General features: G+C 50.1%; 12 protein-coding genes. 4 read left to right on the forward strand and 8 right to left on the reverse strand.

The annotated features are described in order from the left end of the window. Nucleotides 1-9: 9 nt before the first annotated feature. From PAE68_RS12590 to PAE68_RS12600, 3 genes are all read left to right on the forward strand, one after another. Nucleotides 10-1266, forward strand: a complete 1257-nt coding sequence (locus PAE68_RS12590) for a MupA/Atu3671 family FMN-dependent luciferase-like monooxygenase (RefSeq protein WP_281887447.1) — start codon at nt 10-12, stop codon at nt 1264-1266. After that, the gene (locus tag PAE68_RS12595) at nt 1263-8117 is read left to right on the forward strand and encodes a non-ribosomal peptide synthetase (protein WP_281887448.1); all 6855 of its coding nucleotides are present in this window, start codon (nt 1263-1265) and stop codon (nt 8115-8117) included. Before PAE68_RS12590 ends, PAE68_RS12595 begins: the two co-directional genes overlap by 4 nt. Nucleotides 8118-8449: 332 nt before the next feature. After that, a complete protein-coding gene (locus tag PAE68_RS12600; protein ID WP_281887449.1) occupies nt 8450-9373 on the forward strand; it encodes a tyrosine-type recombinase/integrase in 924 nt (307 codons plus the stop codon). Nucleotides 9374-9449: 76 nt separating this feature from the next. On the opposite strand, the gene PAE68_RS12605 is transcribed toward PAE68_RS12600, so the two are convergent. From PAE68_RS12605 to PAE68_RS12640, 8 genes are all read right to left on the reverse strand, one after another. Further along, nucleotides 9450-9773, reverse strand: a complete 324-nt coding sequence (locus tag PAE68_RS12605; protein WP_281887450.1) for a thioredoxin family protein — start codon at nt 9771-9773, stop codon at nt 9450-9452. Between the two features lie 20 nt (nt 9774-9793). Further along, on the reverse strand, nt 9794-10168 hold the full coding sequence (locus tag PAE68_RS12610; RefSeq protein WP_281887451.1) for a MerR family transcriptional regulator: 375 nt from the start codon (nt 10166-10168) through the stop codon (nt 9794-9796). Nucleotides 10169-10479: 311 nt separating this feature from the next. Continuing rightward, nucleotides 10480-11610, reverse strand: a complete 1131-nt coding sequence (locus tag PAE68_RS12615; RefSeq protein WP_281887452.1) for an RICIN domain-containing protein — start codon at nt 11608-11610, stop codon at nt 10480-10482. A 136-nt stretch (nt 11611-11746) separates the two neighbouring features. After that, nucleotides 11747-13951, reverse strand: coding sequence for a heavy metal translocating P-type ATPase (locus PAE68_RS12620; RefSeq protein ID WP_281887453.1), 2205 nt, complete (start codon nt 13949-13951; stop codon nt 11747-11749). Nucleotides 13952-13963: 12 nt separating this feature from the next. Next, complete coding sequence (locus tag PAE68_RS12625) at nt 13964-14308, reverse strand: ArsR/SmtB family transcription factor (RefSeq protein ID WP_397378698.1); 345 nt, start codon at nt 14306-14308, stop codon at nt 13964-13966. Between the two features lie 201 nt (nt 14309-14509). Continuing rightward, a complete protein-coding gene (locus PAE68_RS12630; protein ID WP_281887454.1) occupies nt 14510-15721 on the reverse strand; it encodes a methyl-accepting chemotaxis protein in 1212 nt (403 codons plus the stop codon). 541 nt (nt 15722-16262) lie between these two features. Then, the gene (locus tag PAE68_RS12635) at nt 16263-16553 is read right to left on the reverse strand and encodes a hypothetical protein (protein WP_281887455.1); all 291 of its coding nucleotides are present in this window, start codon (nt 16551-16553) and stop codon (nt 16263-16265) included. Nucleotides 16554-16641: 88 nt separating this feature from the next. Beyond that, complete coding sequence (locus PAE68_RS12640) at nt 16642-17793, reverse strand: DUF418 domain-containing protein (protein WP_281887456.1); 1152 nt, start codon at nt 17791-17793, stop codon at nt 16642-16644. A gap of 199 nt (nt 17794-17992) precedes the next feature. Here PAE68_RS12640 and PAE68_RS12645 point away from each other — a divergent pair, with 199 nt between their 5' ends. Continuing rightward, nucleotides 17993-19237 (forward strand): sialidase family protein, encoded by a 1245-nt coding sequence (locus tag PAE68_RS12645; RefSeq protein WP_281887457.1) that lies wholly within the window; start codon nt 17993-17995, stop codon nt 19235-19237. Nucleotides 19238-19276 lie beyond the last annotated feature (39 nt).

Consider the following 19276-nt stretch of genomic DNA (forward strand, 5'->3'; position numbering starts at 1 on the left):
TGTCTCGAAATGAATAAACTGCAGCAAAGGTTGTCCGCCTTGTCCCCCGAGCAGCGAAAGCTATTGGAGCAACGCATGAAGAGTCAGGGAATGAAGCCAGAAACGATTTTGGCCCAGGGCAATATGCAGCAGGCTATCGGTTCTGCGTCACGAGCGGCAGATAAAACAACTCCTTTTACCCCGAAGCGCCGACGAGAAGATGGAACGATGGATTTTAGCCTGTTCTTTTTCTCCGGAGACGGTTCGACGATGGAATTGAACAAATACGGCATGCTGATGGAATGCGTGAAGTTTGCAGATCGGCATGGATTCCCGGCTGTATGGACGCCGGAGCGGCATTTCGAGGATTTCGGGGGACTTTACCCGAATCCTTCCGTCCTGAGCGCCGCTCTGGCTGCCGTAACTGAGACGATCGAAGTGAGAGCGGGCAGCGTGGTGCTTCCGCTCCATCATCCGATAAGATTTACGGAGGAATGGTCGGTTGTGGACAATTTGTCCAATGGGCGCGTATCGGTCTCCTTTGCGACTGGCTGGCACCCGGCTGATTTTTTGCTTGCTCCTGTCCAATCGCCGGACTACTATGAGAGTCGCAAAGCTGAAATGTTCCGCTCAATAGAAACGGTACAAGCTTTATGGCGAGGAGATGCCGTTCCGTTCACGGACATGTTCGGAACTGTCCGGGAGATTCGAACGCTGCCCCGCCCGATTCAGAAACAATTGACGGTATGGATCGCCACGAACGGAAGCGAGGAGTCTTATCGGCATGCGGCTGAAATCGGAGCAAACATTTTGACGGGCATCATCGGAAACAGCTTCGGGCAGCTGGAGGAAAAAATTTCACGATACCGTGAGATGCTCGCCGCAAACGGATATGATCCCGGCTCGCGTAAAGTGGCGGTTATGCTGCATACTTGCCTTGGCGATAGCAACGAGGAAGTGCGGCGGATGGTGGAGCAGCCGTTAAAGGAATATTTGAAGACGTTTATCCGCCAGCAAAAGAACTTTTCGGAATCATATGATGCGATGACTGCTGCGGATCTGGACGTCATCGTCTCGAAAGCGTTCGAAGCTTATTTTGAATTCAGCGCTCTCTTCGGCACGAAGGAAAAGTGCTATAAGCTGCTGCAAACGTACAGAGATATCGATGTGCAGGAAATTGCCTGTTTAATGGATTTTGGCGTAGATCAACATACCGTGATGACTACGATGCGCCACTTATCCGAGCTGCGGCAAACAATTGCCCGAACGAAGGAGCTGAAGATATGAAAAGTTTAGCGGACCGAATCCAAGCATTAACCCCCGATCAGCGAGCCTTGCTCGAAAAAAAACTGAAGGCTAATCAGATGGATTCCATCTTGAGCAGCATGACAGGAACGACGATTCCAAGACGGAATCATTCGGGACCAAGTCCGCTGTCGTTTGATCAGGAGCGGTTATGGTTTTTCCATCAGCTTCATCCGGAGTCGTATACCTATAATGTTTACGGCGTGGCGCGGATGAAGGGGGAAGTCCATTACGAAGCGTTGGTGCAGGCGATCAATGCGATCCTCGCCAGGCACGAAGGATGGCGGACAGTCTTCGATGCTGTGGAGCCGCTGCAGTATGTTCTTCCGGAAGTGAGCATATCTGTTCCTACGGAGGACTTGCGGCCGACGCCGGACCATCTTAAGGAATCGGTCGTACAGAAGCTGATGCGGGAAGAAGTGCAGCGTTTGTTTGATTTGCAAAAAGGACCGCTTGTTCGCTTCAAGCTGTTCTACTTATCGGATACGGAAGCAAGGTTCGTATTGACGGTTCACCATATTGTGAACGATCTAATTACGCTTTCCATATTTTTCGAGGAATTGGCCGCCCATTATTCGGCTATTGTGTCAGGGGAACGAGTAAGCCTCCCCGAGCCGCCGATTCAATATGCGGATTATGCGGAATGGCAGCGGAGAGATTTGCAAGGAGAGAAGAAGGAGAGGCTGCTCCAATTCTGGAAAGAGCAGTTGAAGGACAGCTCGTACATTTTGGATCTTCAGACTGACTTTCCGAGACCTCCCGTCATGAGCTATCAAGGGGCACGTGTTTTCATTCATACACCAAATGAAGTGTTCGACCGATTGAAGGCGATTGGGCAGCAAGAGAAGGCGACCAACTTTATGGTGATTTTGACCGCATTTTATATCCTGCTATACCGCTATACGGGACAAGCTGATGTCTTGGTCGGAACCCCGATTGCCAATCGCTATTTGCCCGAGATGGAGAGGGTGATGGGGTATTTTTTAACTATGGGGACGCTTCGCGCCAACATGTCCGGGGACATGACGGCCATGGAGCTGCTTCGTCAAGTACGGGAGACGTCGAAGGAGGTCTACAATCATCAGGAGCTGCCTGTCGGATTGCTGCTGGACGAGCTACGTATTCCGAATGATCCGAGCCGCAATCCGCTTGTGCAAGCCGTGTTCGTGTATGTGGATACGCCGCAACATAAATCAGGCCAATCGATCGTGGCGGGGCTAGAGGTGGAGCAGGAAGAGATCGACGGTGAAACAGCCAAGTATGATATTACGATCGGAGTCATGGAATCGCCGACGGGCTTGAGCGGCTTTCTTGAGTATCCGCCGGATTTGTTCCGCCGGGAAACGTTTGAGCGCATGGCGGAGCATTGGAATGAGCTGCTTGGCAGCATCGCGGATAATCCTGAGCAAACGTTGGCCGAGCTGGCGATGTTAACCGAGGCGGAATACAGGCAAATCGTTATCGAGTGGAATGACACGGACAAAGCTTACGATTCGACCATTCAATGTCTACATCAATGGCTTGAGGAGCAGGCGGCCCGAACGCCTGAGCGAACGGCGATCATCTTTGACGAGGCTGAGCTGACGTATCGGGAAATCAATGAGCGGGCCAATCGTCTTGCCCGGTCGCTCCGGGCCAAAGGGGTCGCTCCGGGCGAAGTCGTTGCGGTTATAGCGGAGCGCTCGTTTGAAATGGTGACGGGCATCTACGCCATCCTGAAAGCAGGAGGAGCCTACATACCGGTTGATCCGCATTATCCGGATGAACGCCTCCGATATATACTGGAGGACAGCGGAGCAAGGCTCGCGCTTGTACAAGAACGGTTCGAGGAACGTCTGGCGTTTCCTTGCCAGATCGTCAATTTGAACGATGAAAGGGAGTATGCGGAGGAAGTCGCCAATTTGGAGCTTGTTTCGCGACCGGAAGATTTGGCATATGTGATGTATACGTCAGGCTCTACAGGCAAACCGAAGGGGGTTATGACCGAGCATCGCTCCATCGTCAACCGGTTACTATGGATGCAGGATTATTATCCCATCGATGAGACGGATACGATTTTGCAAAAGACGACTTATACGTTCGACATTTCGGTGTGGGAATTGTTTTGGTGGACGATGGCCGGTTCAAAACTGTGCTTGTTGTCCGTTGACGGAGAGAAAAATCCCGAGCAGATTTTGGAGACGATCGCCAGGGAAAGAATCACGACGATCCATTTTGTACCCTCCATGCTGCAAGCATTCCTGAATTACACCGAACATTTCCCTGCGTCCAGTCTCGCGAAGAAGCTGGCGTCGCTGCGTCAAGTGTTTGCTACCGGAGAGCCGCTGCAGCCTCGACACGTGGATCGGTTCTACACAACGATCGCTGCGGCGAACGGAGCTCGCCTTGTCAATTTATACGGACCGACGGAGGCGGCCGTGGAGGTGTCACACTTCGAATGTAAGCCCGGCGTGTCTTATACGAGTGTTCCAATAGGCAAACCCGCGAGTAATACACAGCTTTATATATTGAAAGAGGGCACGACTCAACTACAGCCGGTCGGGGTAGCGGGCGAGCTGTGCATTGCCGGAGTACAAGTGGCAAGAGGCTACTTGAACCTACCGGAGCAGAACGCGGAGAAATTCGTTGACAATCCGTTTATTCCCGGCGGTAGGATGTATCGTACAGGCGATTTGGCAAAATGGCTGCCCGATGGCAGCGTCGAGTTGTTGGGGCGAATCGACCATCAGGTGAAAGTAAGGGGGTACCGGATTGAGCTGGGCGAGATTGAGTCGCAGCTGCTGAATCTGGAGTCGGTTACTGGGGCAGCGGTCGTCGCCCTTGAAGATGCGTCAGGGGGCCTGCAGCTGTACGCTTATTTCGTGGCAGACCGAAAGCTGTCTTCAGATAAGCTGAAAGCCGCGCTGTCCTGGGTGCTGCCCAGCTATATGGTGCCGGCCGCCTTCGTCCAATTGGAGCATATGCCACTTACTTCCAATGGAAAAATCAACCGCAAGGCGTTGCCTAAGCCGACCGCCAGCCGACGCCTCGAAACACCTTATGCCGGGCCGCGCTCAGATACTGAGCGGGAGTTCGTTTCTATCTGGCAGGAAGTTCTCGGTGTCCGGACGATCGGGATTCACGACAGCTTTTTTGATTTGGGAGGAGACTCGATCAAGGCGATCCAGCTGTTCTCAAGACTTATCCATACCGGATACAAGGTAGAGATGAAGGACTTGTTTCAATATCCGTCCATCGCATCGTTAAGCCCGTTTGTTCAAACGGTCAGCCGCATCGCGGAGCAAGGAGAAGTGACAGGGGAGGTTGGGCTTACGCCCATTCAGCACTGGTTTTTTGAGCTCGGCTTGACAGAGCCGCATCATTTTAACCAGACCGTCATGTTTCACAGAGCGCAAGGCTTTGATGCGTCGGCAGTTCGTCTCGCGCTCGGCAAACTCGCAGAGCATCATGACGCTTTGCGGATCGTCATGCGCCAAACCGGGAATGGGTTGTTCTTGCATAATCGCAGTACGGAAGAAGCGGGTGAGCTGTTCAGCCTGCAAATTTATGATTTCACAGCCGAAGAGAATATGGAATCAGCAGTCCAAGCGAAGGCGAACGAAATACAGCGCAGCATCAGCTTATCCGACGGCCCCTTGTTGAAATCAGGCCTGTTCCGCTGTCCGGACGGCGATCATTTGTTATTCTGTATCCATCATCTGGTTGTGGACGGAACGTCTTGGAGCATTCTGGTTGCTCATTTCACGATGGCTTACGAACAGGCGATTCAAAGTCGCCCCATCCTCCTACCTGGCAAATCCAATTCATTTCTCAGCTGGACCAATGAATTGCTTCAATATTCAAATGGACCGGTAATGGAGAAAGAAGTGGCATATTGGCAGCAAATCGAACAAACCGAAGTGAAATCGCTGCCCAAAGATCATCCTGAAGCGACCGGGATGATTGTTGGGGAGAGCCGGACAGTGACGGTATTATTATCGGAAGAGGAAACCGAAGCTCTGCAAAAACAGGCGCATCGCGCTTACAACACAGATTTGCCCGATTTGCTGCTCGCTGCGCTGGGCATGGCCGTTCACGAGTGGACGGGTATGAAGGAAGTGCTCATCGGTATGGAAGGTCATGGTCGACCGCCGATTCATCCCGATCTGGACGTTTCGCTCACAGTGGGTTGGTTTACAAGTTTGTATCCGTTTTTGCTTCAAACCGGGGCAGAGATGTCGATGCCGCAGCGTATTATTAACGTGAAAGAAAGCCGGCGCCAAATTCCGCATGATGGAATCGGTTACGGGCTTCTAAGATATTTGTCCAAACAGAAAGATAAGCTTAGGCTCGAGTCTGAGCCGGAATTGATCTTTAATTATTTCGGTCAATTGGATATGGAGATCAACGGTCTGATGAAGCGGTCTCCGTTGTCCAGCGGCGAAAACATAAGCGAAAGAACGAGATTGAGGCATCTCATCGGTGTGAATAGCTTCATCTCCGGCGGCGTACTGAACCTGACGGTGGAATATAACGGCAAGGCGTACAGCCAAAGCACGATGGAGCAATTGGCCGAACGGATCAGATCGGGCTTGCGGCAAGTCGTTTCGCATTGCATGGCTCAGAAACGAGCGGTGCTGACGCCGAGCGACGTTCTGTTTAAGGGATTAAGTCTAGATGATCTGCAGCAGCTTGCAGCGTCTACCTCTTCCGTCGGTGAGATTGAGAATGTTTTCGACATGACGCCCATGCAGAAGGGAATGTTGTTCCATAGTTTGCTGAACCCTGAGTCTTCGGCCTACTTTCAACAAGCTACCTTTGATCTTCTAGGCAATCTGGACGTCGAGCTTTTTCATGAGAGCTTGAATTTGATGGTTCAGCGTCACCAGGCTTTGCGGACAAACCTGTATCACGGTTGGAAAGGCGAGCATTTACAGGTCGTATTCAAAAGTAAATCTTGCGAGCTTTACTACGAGGACTTGCGGAATCGGAGCCGTACGGATCAAATGGCCTACGCGGAACAATACAGGCAAAAGGACAAAACGCGAAGTTTTGACTTGTACCGGGATTCCTTGATGCGAGTATCGATTCTGCAGACGGGAGATCGTGAGTATCGCTTCATTTGGAGCTTCCACCATATGATCATGGACGGCTGGTGCATCGCCCTCGTGACGAACGAAGTGTTTGACAGCTATAGCGCGCTTGTCAGAGGTCAGCAGCCTGTGTTGTATCCGGTAACACCTTACAGCGAATACATGACTTGGCTGGGACGCCAGGACGTCAGCGCTGCCGCTGCGTATTGGACCGAGTATCTGAGAGGCTGTGATTCTGCGACGGTGCTGACGAAGACAAAGCAACTATCGATAGGGGAGGGGTATTCGGCCGAAAAGCTGACCTCCGTGCTGGAAACAGATGTGAACGAAAGTCTACACCTCGCAGCCAAACAGCATCAAGTGACCATCCATTCATTGATCCAAACCGCTTGGGGAGTACTGCTGCAAAATAATAACTATCGTCAGGATGTCGTCTTCGGTTGCGTCGTGTCCGGAAGATCGGCGCAAGTCAAAGGGTTCGATAAGATGATCGGGTTGTTTATCAATACGATTCCCGTTCGTATTATCTGCGATGGGGAGGAGCCGTTCAGTGGCGTCATGAAACGAATGCAGGAGTTCGCACTGGCATCGAAGGAATACGAAACGTACCCGCTGTATGAAATTCAGGCAAAAAGCGTTCTTAAGCATAAACTAATCAGCCATATCATCAACTTTCTGAATTTTCCTCCTTCGCAATTGGATGAAACAAGAAGTGAATTGTCCGAACTTAAATTCGTGAATGTAAACTTTAATGAGGAAGTCAACTATAATTTTTTGCTTACCATTTCGCTGGCGGATTCGTTAATTCTGGAATACAACTACAACGCTTTGGTTTATAGCAAAGAAGACATCGAAGAGTTGAACCATGATTTCATTCAAATTCTGAAGCGAATTGCAATCAATCCGCTTGTCAGCATTGAGGATCTTAATCATCCTCATCACTATTCTTGGAGAAAGCAAGAAAATTACTGGCTGGAAAGATTGGCCGGAGAATGGCCTGTAATGGATCTGCCAACAGATTATCCAAGACCTGTTACACCTAACTATGGGAGGGAGAGAGGCGCAGTTGAATTTGTGATCGATCCTGCATTAACGGAGGGGTTGGGGCTGTTGTCCGGCCAATGCGGCAGCACCCTATTCACGGTTCTTCTTGCCGCATATTCGATTATGCTTTCCCAAAATAGCGGACAAACGGACATTCGGGTAGGCTGCCCTGTTGTAGTAAAACCGTCATCGGATCAGGGTAAAGAGGTCGAAAGCGGCGATAATACGCTGGTGCTGCGAAGCTTTCCAGAGGAAGACAAAACATTTGCTGCCTACTTGCAAGAAGTGAAGGAAACGATGCTGAACGCTATCGCGAATCAGAATTATCCATTCGAAGTGCTTGCGGAAAGGCTCGGCCTGGTGCGGAAAGATAGCTGCATTCCGACGATGCAAGCGATGTTTGTACAGCAAAGCGATGAAAGGAAGCTACTGGAACCGCCAGTCGGGCCGTCATTCATTTCCCACGGACGCCATTCAGCGGCATATAACATCGCTTGCAGCGATCTTTGCCTGTATGCTGCCGAGCAGGGAGAAGAGATCGGATGCCGTTTCGAGTACAACACGAAATTGTTTGAACGAAATACTATAGAGGAAATGATTAGCGACCTTACATGGCTGTTATCCGTCCTCATTGATAAGCCGCAACTCAAGCTGTCACAGCTAGAGCCGTCGGGCAGTGGCGTATCTGATAGTCCGTTAATTGAATTTAATTTTTAGTCCCGAGATCTGAACTCCGGAAAGTGCAGAACAGCGCCTTTCCGGAGTGAAATTAATCTTGTTGTTATATTTGGGCGAGTTTCATTCTGTCGTCACATTGGTAATCTTGAAAGCAGCGTCCTAAAGGTAACCGAACCGTTCCCCGTAATCTTGTCGCAAAGAATCATGATCCTTTGCTGTTTAACTTGGCAAGCACCTTCTAGTCGTTCTTAAATAACTGTCACTATTCTGGTACTACACTAAGTAGGCATTTATATCGTATAATAACAGCACATAATCTATATTATGTGCTGTTATGTGCCAACCTTGTGCCCACAGAAAGGAACATATGGATGAATCATTCACTAGATGCGACTGTTCAGCAGGACCTTGAAGATTTTCTCATCTATATCCAGAGCCGATCGTTCTCGACTCATACGAAAGATGCTTACATACGTGACGTGAAGGGCTTACTGGAGTACGTCGGTCGATCTGCGGATCAGATTAAGAAGGTCGATATTATGAGGTATCAGAAAATCGTGCGTGATCGCGGGGCAGGGGACCGTTCGATTAATCGAATGCTATCTGCGGTACGCTGCTTCTATAATGCACTGATCGAGTTCGAGCGAGTGGAGGTCAACCCTACGCTTACCATCAAGAAGGCGAAGGTCGAGAAGAACGTCGTTCCCGTCTATCTGAATGAAGAAGAACTTGCCAGCTTTCATGAAAGCATCTCAGGAAGGCATAAGCTGCGCGATCTTACGATGTGCCTCTTAATGGGCTATGCGGGGCTGCGCGTGTTTGAGATCCATTCGCTGAATGTCGAGCATTTCGTCGATGGATCGGAGCCGTACCTGCAATTTATGGGGAAGGGGAGAAAGTGGCGCACGGTACCGCTGCACGCAGATATTGCTTCTATTATAAGGAGGTATGCTGCGGAGCGTCTCACGGTTAAGGATGAAGCCGACTCCACCGCGTTGTTCGTCTCTCAGAAGGGACATCGCATCAGCAGACGTACGATTCAGAGCGTCGTCGAGCGTACGGTGAAGCAGGTCAAGGGCAAGCGACCGGAGCTGAAGCATAAGAAGATCAGCAGTCATAAGCTACGGCATACGTTTGCCACCTCACACTTTCGCCGCGGCACGGACCTGCGAACGCTGCAGGCGTTACTCGGACATTCGGATATTTCGACGACTCAAGTGTATACGCATGTGGAGAACAAGCAGCTCGTGGAGGCTCAGGCGAGGATTAGTCCGAATATTCCGAGGTTGGATTAGTCTAGGTTAGACGCTCTCCTGAATGGAGGTTCAGGAGAGCTCTCCAAAAGATATTGACATAATTAATATTATGTTATCATATTGCGAGATAGCGAGCGATAGCTTGACGATATACTTGTATGGGTCGGAGTCCGACGAGTCGGTCGACCGGTTCTCCTTGATTAAAGACGATGACGGTCGGCATAGACATAATTCCATATTCACTAGCCAACTGAGGAGACTCATCACAGTTGACCTTCAGAATCGCAATGTGCTCAGAATGCTCCTTATCCAACGTGTACAGTACGGGTGTCATTGCTTTACATGGTGGACACCACGGTGCACCGAAATAGACCAGAGCGATATCGGACTGAATGACAGCTTCCCGTAAGGTAGATTCATGAATATCGATTATACTCAACGTAGTTCCTCCAATACCGATTATTCTGCCTGTGGAGCGGCAGTGTTTGTCTCAAGCTTATAGGCTTGAATCCGATCCTCCAGATTGACTTTAATTCTTTGCAGTGTTGCGATCTGTAGATCGATTTCCGCAAGCTTTTGTTGATAGACGGGTAGCACCTCCTTGCAGAAGCTTTCTTTATTCGTCAAGACACAGTGGAGGAAGCTGGCAATCTGCGCAGTCGTCAAGCCAAGACTCAAGTAAAATTGGATCGTTCTTACTTGTTCCACCGCAAAGGGGGAATACTCTCTATATCCATTGGTATCGCGGATTGGAGAAAGAAGTCCTTGCTCCTCATAGTATCGGATTGATCGAACGCTGCAGCCTGTTCGCCTCGAAAGCTCGCCGATTCGCATCTTGACAACCTCCAATCTGTTCTAATATGTATACTAAACGATACCATTGGTGTGAGGGTCAAGGGGAAATTGAAAAATGCTGAACATTAACATGGACAGCATACTCCGACTAACATTTTCACAAAACCCGTATTTTGTACAAATGTCATAGTCGTTTAATATCCCATGTCTCGTACTGTCCTTCGAGTCCAATTAACTAATTTACATATCATAACCCGTAATCCGCAAGCAACTTATCTATCCTCTGCCTGCACGGATCACGGGTTATGTGGCACTGCGTGAGATTACCATGTACGTTTAATGAAGCTTGATTACTTATTGAATGACCATTTCTGATTGGCGCCACCGTTGTGATCCCAGATGACTAGACCTGTTCCTGTTGAGGTTGAGAATCCAGGCACATCTAATACTCGCCCTGAGCTATGTTGAATGGTTCCATCTGATTGCTTACTCCACTGCTGATTCGTGCTGTTATTACAAACTTGCAGCTCGACATTCGCTCCGTTATCCGTCGAGGCTCCGGATGTTCCAAGACAGCCATTCTGGGTATGCAGCGTGCCATCCGACGCAAAGACGAACACTTGATTGCTATTCGTGTGACATGTGTACTGGTCTACAGGAGTTCCAGGTGCACTGCTATTGTTACGAACATCTGCGCATAAACCGCTATTCGCGTTGACGAGTCTTCCCGCGTAAGAATTACCAATCCCGTTCTCGTGAACAGCACTAGTTCCTGTAACATGCAGCTTCGTGTAAGAAGCGCACGTCGTGCTTGTATTGGTGCTGATGAGTTTAGCCTCGACGGTACCATTATTCGTTGTAGGTGCTTCTACCTTCATCGTGGAATACGGGGAATCGGTGCAGCGTGTGCTAGCATCGTTCCAGTCAAAGTATTCGGTCCATGATGAAATATTCCCTTTAATCGCGTTACCTGTACCTACTTGTAGCTGTCCAAGGTCAAATATCGTTCCAATAGTTATATTATACACCTTGACACCATAATACCCATTCCCACGATCCGACAAAACAAATTTGTAGGTGTGATGAGGAATGGGCCTTACGTTATATCGGCAGGAGTAGCCAGTGCCGTCCTCAGAGAATTTCACACAATAGGAACCTTCAACTCCAGGTATTGCCCCTGTAGCATTCCATGCGGAGAAGATGAACATCCCCCCACCATCCTTGAACGTTTGAAAACCCGTATATGCGACATCGTTGTTTTTGAACGCAAACTGATGTGCCCAAAAAATGTTCGCTCTTCCCGGGTCGGTTTCAAGTCTTTGTGAGAATGTTACTTGCGTATACGTTCCTGTGCCCAATGAATAATTGACATAGCTTCCAGGTGTCTCTCCTGATGCGAGTGCAACGTTACTCAGATACGTAGTACCTAGTAGCAAAGCAGTCATCATAACAAAAGCAATTTTCCGAAAAAACGTGTACATAAGTCGCCTCCTTACAATTTTGAAATGACAGTGTTCCTTGGTATAAGGTTGTTTGTTCCTCCAATGTCCCTCCCCCATGTGTATATATTTAACAATAGTGTTTTCTATTACAAAATATTGCAGAAAGCTGCGCTGACTAAGCCTTCACCCGCAGCAATCGCATACTATTCAAGATGACAAGGACGGCAGCACCCGTATCACTAAGGACGGCGATCCACAAGGTCAGTAGCTCCGGAAATATCAGCATAAAAGCGGCAGCCTTAATGATCAACGAGAACCAAATATTTTGCTTAATAATGCGAATAGCTTGACGGCTTAGCTTAATCGAATAGGCGAGCTTCACCAGGTTGTCAGCCATCAGGACCATATTCGCCGTCTGCATCGCGGTATCGGTTCCAGCCCCACCCATAGCAATCCCGAGGTCAGCTGTGGCAAGTGCTGGTGCATCATTTATGCCATCTCCCACCATCGCTACGCGATGACCGTTCTTTTGCAGCTGCTGGATGGCAGACACCTTCTGCTCCGGTAGCAGCTCGGACGAGAAATGGTGGATGCCAGACTCGAGTGCTACCTTCTTCGCTGAGCCCTCCGTATCGCCGGTTAGCATAACGAGCTGCTCAATACCGACACGTTGAAGGTCTTGAATCGCTTGCACAGATGTGTCTCGGACGCGGTCAGCTACAGCTAGGACGCCTAGTATATGTTGCTCGGTACCGATGATGACGATCGTCTGCCCCTCCTGCTGCAGAGCCCGTACACGGTCTTCGATCACTGCCAAGCCTTCGTGCTGCAGCTCTCGAAACAATCTCACATTACCAGCGTAGTATCGCCTCCCCATCTCCCCGATGACCGCCTCGACACCTTGACCGACCCTATTGCGGAACTGCTTCCCTGGTTGCGGTGTGAGACCCTTCGTTGTCGCATAATCGACAATCGCTTTCGCTATGGGATGGGTGGAATACGCCTCCAATGTATACGCGATAGTAAGAAGCTCCTCCTCTGTCGATTCATTCACGATAACTTGTGTAACGAAGGGCGTCCCTTCAGTCAACGTGCCAGTCTTATCGAAGGCAATAGCCGAGAGGCTTCCTGCGATTTCCAGGTACGTGCCACCCTTGATCAGAACACCATTCTTCGCAGCCTGACCTATAGCTGATACGATCGCAACAGGGGTAGAAATGACGAGCGCACACGGGCATGCGATGACGAGCAGCTCTAATCCTTTGTATAGCCACTCCTTCCAAGCACCGGCTCCGAGCAAGGGGGGAACAACCATGACCGCTAGGGCAAGCAAGAATACGATCGGTGTATATATTTTGGCAAATTGATCAATAAAAGCTTCGGTCGGTGCCTTCTGCTCTTGCGCTTCTTCCACAAGATGAATGATCTTGGCAATGGTCGTATCCTGGACCCACTTCGTAACCTTCACTTCAAGCGAGCCATGAACATTGATTGTTCCCGCATACACAAGATCTCCGGGCTGCTTATCAGCAGGAATGGATTCACCCGTAATTGGTGCTTGATTCACACTAGATTCGCCGGCCACAACCTCACCATCCAGTGGAATCTTCTCTCCTGGCTTCACGACGATGATGTCACCGATAGCAACGTCCTTGACACCTAGGCGAATCAACTGATTCCCACGCTTCACATTCGCCTCAGCGGGAGCTAGCTCGAGTAAGCTGCGAATCGACTGTCGTGTCTTCTCCATGGAGCGTGCCTGGAGCATGTTCCCTAAGGCGAAGAGCCATACGACCGTTGCGCCTTCCAGCCACTCGCCGATCGCAGCCGCACCAAGGGCAGCCGTAGTCATCAGCACATTCATGTCTAAGGAGCGGCTCCTCACAGCATAATAGGCGCTTCTAGCTGGCTTATACCCTCCCACGATGATAGACAATGCATAGAGAACCGTAATGACTATTGAAGGAACGTCCATGTATGACCCCATAACGCCGAGTAGCAGCATCAGACCCGACAGAACGACTGTGCGTGTATCCGATCTCAGCCCTCCCTTCCCCTCTTCACGGGCTTCACCACTACCAGTCGTGAGAACAGCAGCCTGGAAGCCGAGTTTCGTAACTTCATGGATCAGCTGCTCATCGGTGAGATCATGCTCCACGGTCATCTTACCTGATGAGAAGTGGACCCTCGCAGTCTGCACCCGAGCATGTGCCTTCAGATGATTCTCAATCGTTACCGCACAGGAGCCACAATCCATGCCATCCACACAGTACGTACGCTCAGTGCTCGACTTCTGACTATGGGGAGTCAAGACGGTGACGACAGAGTCGCTCTCCCTAGACTTATCACTGCAGCATTGATCTTGACAATTCGAACTCATCATGACTCCCTCCTATCCCTTTGAGCAGCAATCCAGCTCCGAATTTCTCTCGCAGGCAGCTACTTCCTCCTCGACCTGTGTGAATACAGCGTCCATCATGTCCAGCAGCTGAACGATCTGCTCGTTTCTCAAGCTGTAGAACATGTACTTGCCCTCCTGTCTGCCTACAACGATGCCGCAGCCCTTCAAGCATGCCAGATGCTGCGAGATGTTCGATTGATTTCCTTGCAGCGCCTCCACAAGCTCAGATACCGTTTTTTCTGAGCCCTTCAGACATTCCAATATGTGCAGTCTCGTTTTGTCACTGAATCCTCGAATGAACTTCGCCTTTACTTCACAGTCTCGCTGTTCCATCATTTAATATCCTCCGTCCTATCACATCAGTTCCTACTAATATGTATCATATTAACAATGACTAATGCGTATGTCAAATCGACACTACAGCTTGAACCTATTCCTCCCATCTACGCCGAAGGATCACGCCTAATGGCTGCTAAAAAACCACCTTACGCAAGCCGCGGTAAGGTGGTCACAAAGCGATACATATTCGGTTGGAGACTAGGATACAACCTTCTTAAGCTCCACTTCAGCCAGCTTAATTTTGCCCAGGCTGTTCTGGTTGTTTTGCAGCAGTGTTTCCAACGTTGCTAACAGCTGCTGTAGCGTAGCGGACGCCTGCTCGCTGACAGACGCGAGATGCGAGGTCGAATCCGAGATCTGGCCGGACGATTCCGTCACCTTACCCATGACCTCGGCATAGCTGCCGGATAGCTCGTGAAGCTGTGCGACGGAGTCATTAATGGAGGTGAACGCTTCCTTCGTCTCTTCTGTAATGGTATGACTGTTCTGCATCAGATTCGCGACTCGGTTCATGTTGATGCGCGTCTGCTCGGATTTCTCCGAGAACGATTGCAGCTGCTCCGATATTTGCGAAGCCGCCTGTGCGGTTAGATCAGCCAGCTTGCGAATCTCACCGGCTACGACCGCGAAGCCTCGCCCCTGCTCTCCTGCACGGGCGGCTTCGATACTCGCATTCAGCGACAGCAGGTTCGTCTGGTTCGCGATCTCATGAATGGTCGCGCTGAACTTGCTCGTTTCCTCCAGGTTCGTGATCAGCTCTGCGATTTCATGAGACATCCGCTCGATGTCCACACGGAACTCGGAGATTGTGCTCGATAACGAACTCATTTTGCCCTTACCAGATTCGGATAAGTCAGACGCTTCCTTGGATTTTCCTTCAAGCGTCTGTACCGATTGCCACATATGTTGAATCATATCGTTCATGCCGAGCACGGAGTCACTGATAGAGACTGTGGAATCCACTTGTACAGCGGCTCCCTTGGATATTTCATGGAACGCAGTGTTCATTTCACCGAAGGACTGCATATTCTCCTCACTGGCGCGAGAAATCGCAATCATGTTCTCTGTGATGAACTTGACGTTCGTGACGAGTGTTTCCTTCTGCTCCTGCTGCTGCTTCAGCAATTCCTCGGTCTGCAGCCTTGACGCCTCCATTGTTTGGATCATGTGACGGGAGACGCTCGATAACGAGATGATCAGAACACTAATTAAGATGAAGTAGATCAAGTATGTCGTGACGTTATTCGGGTTGTAGTTGGCAGCTTCTGCCCCGCGAATGAACACCAGATAGACGAACTGGAAGGACCCCAAGACTACGGCTCCGAGGGTCAGTCTACGATCCATATAGATGGATGCCATAATTAGCATGTAGAAGATCGAGAATACGTTGGTAATGTCAGGCTGAATCATGTTAAGCATAAATCCGATCGCAAAGCTTCCGCCAATTGCGATGTATTTAATGATATGAATGGCATTACGAGTCATGTGCAAATAAATCATAGTAAGGAATTGCAGGACAAGTGTCCCGGCAACTATTAATATACCTGTACTTTGTAAATTGCTATCATCTTGTAGACCGAAGATGGCGAGAAGCGACAGCATTGTAGTGACCCCTACCGCCCAAAGAATGACTTTATTGCGCCGCATCAAGTCCTGCTGTTGTAATGTTAAAGATGAATGCCTCTCGCTTGCTTGTCTTGCCGTCTTCCGAAAAAACAATAGGATCAGTCCTTTCCTGTATGTAGGAACTATAATCGTAACGATGACAACCTGAATATTTCATGCTCTTAACATCTATTCAATATAAATCGTCAAATTCCTCTATTTTTCGACAAAAAATCACACTTGACTTACACGAAGTTTTTTCCATGTGAAACGTTTCCATACGTAACGTAGTAAAAATGAAAAAGCCTCTGTCTCTGGAACAGAGGCGAATGGTCTGAGTATCCTGTTACTTCCGGAACTGCTCCGCTAGCTTCATCAATGCTCCGTCACGGATCGGCTCCTCCTCATTCGTGAATTTGACAATGGTGATGCGCATCGGATCGTCCGGATTCGGATCGAGAAAGACGAGATTGTCTGCATCCTCGATCTGAACCGGATAGCCGCCTTCTTGTAAGGCGGTCTGGAGCTGAGCTGCTGTTGGCTTGTCATCCGATTCCGTGAATATAAGCCCCTTCAGGTTGCGCTCTTCTCCCCGCTCATTGAGATGATCAATTCGGTATAAGAAATTCCATTCCATATTACAGCATCCTCTCCACCATGTACGAGAATATGTTCCTATACGTAATATGGAGAATTGTGGTGCTTTCTATCCAAGAAGGAACGGTTTACCTACCATTCCCTTCCATCAATCGGCGCTTCAGCGGCAGTATCGTCCCATACGTTCCGGCACGCCAGACCCACTCCAGCGGCCCCATCGTATATCGTCTCAGCCACAGCTCACTTAAGAGCAGCTGTATGGTCAACAGTAAGCACGAATATACGAGCGTAGCTAACGACGTCCATTCGCTCATCGCAGGCCAGACCGCAAGCAGCAGCACCGTAACGATCGATTGTCCGAGGTAGACTGTGAAGGCCATCCGACCCATCGACTGCAGAGCTGTGAATCGGCGGGTGCCGAGCCTTCTGAAGATGAGCAGCAGTGTGCACACGTAGAAGATCGCTAACGATTTGCCAGACAAGTATGTATAGTGAGACAGAAGATTCGGAGCGTAGCTGGCCGAGCTCCACCAGCTATGTACGATCGGTATGGATAGCAATACCGTTACTGCGAATGAGCCCCATTGCCAACGTCTCAGCAGCTTGGTGCTCAGCTTCCCCGGCTCAAGCCACCCTCGCACCCCGGCATAGATGCCTAGCAGCATCAGGCCGATAATTTCAGGAGCGCGAATGAAGAGCTCAATGGCCGTGTAATCCATGATGAATTGCAGGCGACCTCTTAGATTAGGAACAGCATCGAATAACGGCTTCATCATTTCAGCTGGGTCCAGCAACAGAGCTAGTATCTTTAAGAGCACGTAGATGAGCATTGACCATCCGAGCAAGCCGATTCCGAAGCCGAGTATCGTGCGGGGACTTCGCTTATAGAATAAGAATAAGGCGAAGCCGCATATCGCATACAGATGCAAGACGTCTCCATACCAGATGAAGATCAAGTGCGCGAGACCGATTCCGAGCAGCAGAAGCAGCCTTCGCACCATAGATCGGTGCCCGGTCGCTCCCCGCTCCTCCGCACGGCGCATGAACAAGTAGAAGCTGAGTCCGAACAAGAATGAGAACAAGGTATAAAACTTAGTCTGCACGAGTAAGTCGATGGCCAGTCGTATGCTAGCATCTACACCCGAATAAGAAGGAATGAACGAAATGCCGTTGCCGATCATTTCGGGTACATTGGCCACACAGATGCCGAGCAAGGCGAAGCCGCGCAGCAGGTCGACCTCCTCGACACGGCGGATCGACGCTGGAGAATTAATCTGCATAATCGTAAATACTCCTATATGTGTAAGATAAAGACTACCTCATATTACTACAATTATCCATCCTTGACTACCGACTCCATATAGGACCTATATTTTACTTATAAGGGCCGTTGTCTCATACGTTGCGTGCTGGTTCGACATAAGCTGAGTTATCACCTGCAACCCACCCTATAGTCATGGAAAGGGAGTGTGATGTGTCATGGCTACCTTCAACTTCCCGGTAGCGGTAGGTCCGCAAGCGCAATTCGAGCCGGCTATTGCGGTCAATCTGCTTCTTCCCAGTACCATGGTCTGTGTGGCTGTCGAATTCGTCGGTAACTTACCTCATACCGGTGTATATCGATCACTCGATGGCGGGGCCAACTGGGATCGCAGAATATTGCCGATTCCACCACAGTTCACAGGTGCCGAGGCACCATACGTCGCGTATTCGTTCCCGAACACGTTCTATATTACCGCACATGTGTTCCCAGGAGCGGAGAGCGGAACGTGTGTCATCTACAAATCGACCGACAACGGAACTACCTACAGCGATCCGCTCATCGTAGGGTCGGGCTACGGGATCTACATCAACAACGACGAGACGCTTGTCACCGTTGATAACGGTCAAGCCAGTCCGTATCTAGGCAACGTATATGTCGCATATAACCACCAATTCAACGTTACGAGCAGTGGTAACTCGGTCGCCTTCCTCAATCGATCGATGGATGGCGGACTGACATTTGACGTGCCGGTCAGATTGTCCGAGCAGTCTGACTCTGTGGAACGGCCGGATGTGGCGGTAAGCTTGGTTGGGACTGTGTACGCCGCCTGGATCACAACAAGTCCGACCTCCCGGTACTTCGTAAGACGCTCATTAGACGGCGGAGCAACGTTCGAGCAATCGGTGCTTGTAGCTAATGTGGTGCCCGTTCCGACGATCTTGCCGGTTCCCGGCTACAATTTCCGCGTGCTGACCTTCGCCAGTATCAGCGTTGACAACTCGGCGAGCCCGAATCGAGGCGCCGTCTACACGGTCTGGCAAGACTTCCGGCAAGGCTACTCGGACATATTCATGTCCAGATCGTTCGACAACGGCTCGAACTGGACGCCGCCGGTCAGCATCACGAATGCGCCTGCGGGCTCACAGAACTTCTTCCCGGCGATCGATGTGGACCCACTGCTAGGCGTTGTCAACATCATCTACTACAGCAACCAGGTAGACGGCTTCCACCTCGACGTATTCGTCGCACGCTCCATTAATGGAGGAAATACGTTCAGGAATACGCGAATTACGACGACCTCCTTCAATCCGAACGGGAACAGTCCAACGCCAGTAGCGTTAATCGGTGACTACATTGACATCGCCAGCGTCCCACCCGGCGGCTACATTGGAGCATGGGCCGATACACGTAACGGATCGCTCGATATATTCGCCGGTTACTCTGGCAATGTGATCACATGATATGCATAAATAAGCACCCTGAAGCTCATCCACTCCTGC

Origin of the sequence: Paenibacillus sp. YYML68, from assembly GCF_027923405.1 — a bacterium.
In the GTDB taxonomy this organism is placed as follows: domain Bacteria; phylum Bacillota; class Bacilli; order Paenibacillales; family NBRC-103111; genus Paenibacillus_G.

Coding starts and splice junctions, on each gene's coding strand:
- PAE68_RS12610 (WP_281887451.1), bottom strand. CDS start 10,168: ATGCGAATCGGCGAGCTTTCGAGGCGAACAGGCTGCAGCGTTCGATCA.
- PAE68_RS12625 (WP_397378698.1), bottom strand. CDS start 14,308: ATGATGGAACAGCGAGACTGTGAAGTAAAGGCGAAGTTCATTCGAGGA.
- PAE68_RS12640 (WP_281887456.1), bottom strand. CDS start 17,793: ATGCAGATTAATTCTCCAGCGTCGATCCGCCGTGTCGAGGAGGTCGAC.
- PAE68_RS12635 (WP_281887455.1), bottom strand. CDS start 16,553: ATGGAATGGAATTTCTTATACCGAATTGATCATCTCAATGAGCGGGGA.
- PAE68_RS12630 (WP_281887454.1), bottom strand. CDS start 15,721: ATGATTCAGCCTGACATTACCAACGTATTCTCGATCTTCTACATGCTA.
- PAE68_RS12645 (WP_281887457.1), top strand. CDS start 17,993: ATGGCTACCTTCAACTTCCCGGTAGCGGTAGGTCCGCAAGCGCAATTC.
- PAE68_RS12595 (WP_281887448.1), top strand. CDS start 1,263: ATGAAAAGTTTAGCGGACCGAATCCAAGCATTAACCCCCGATCAGCGA.
- PAE68_RS12620 (WP_281887453.1), bottom strand. CDS start 13,951: ATGAGTTCGAATTGTCAAGATCAATGCTGCAGTGATAAGTCTAGGGAG.
- PAE68_RS12590 (WP_281887447.1), top strand. CDS start 10: ATGAATAAACTGCAGCAAAGGTTGTCCGCCTTGTCCCCCGAGCAGCGA.
- PAE68_RS12600 (WP_281887449.1), top strand. CDS start 8,450: ATGAATCATTCACTAGATGCGACTGTTCAGCAGGACCTTGAAGATTTT.
- PAE68_RS12615 (WP_281887452.1), bottom strand. CDS start 11,610: ATGTACACGTTTTTTCGGAAAATTGCTTTTGTTATGATGACTGCTTTG.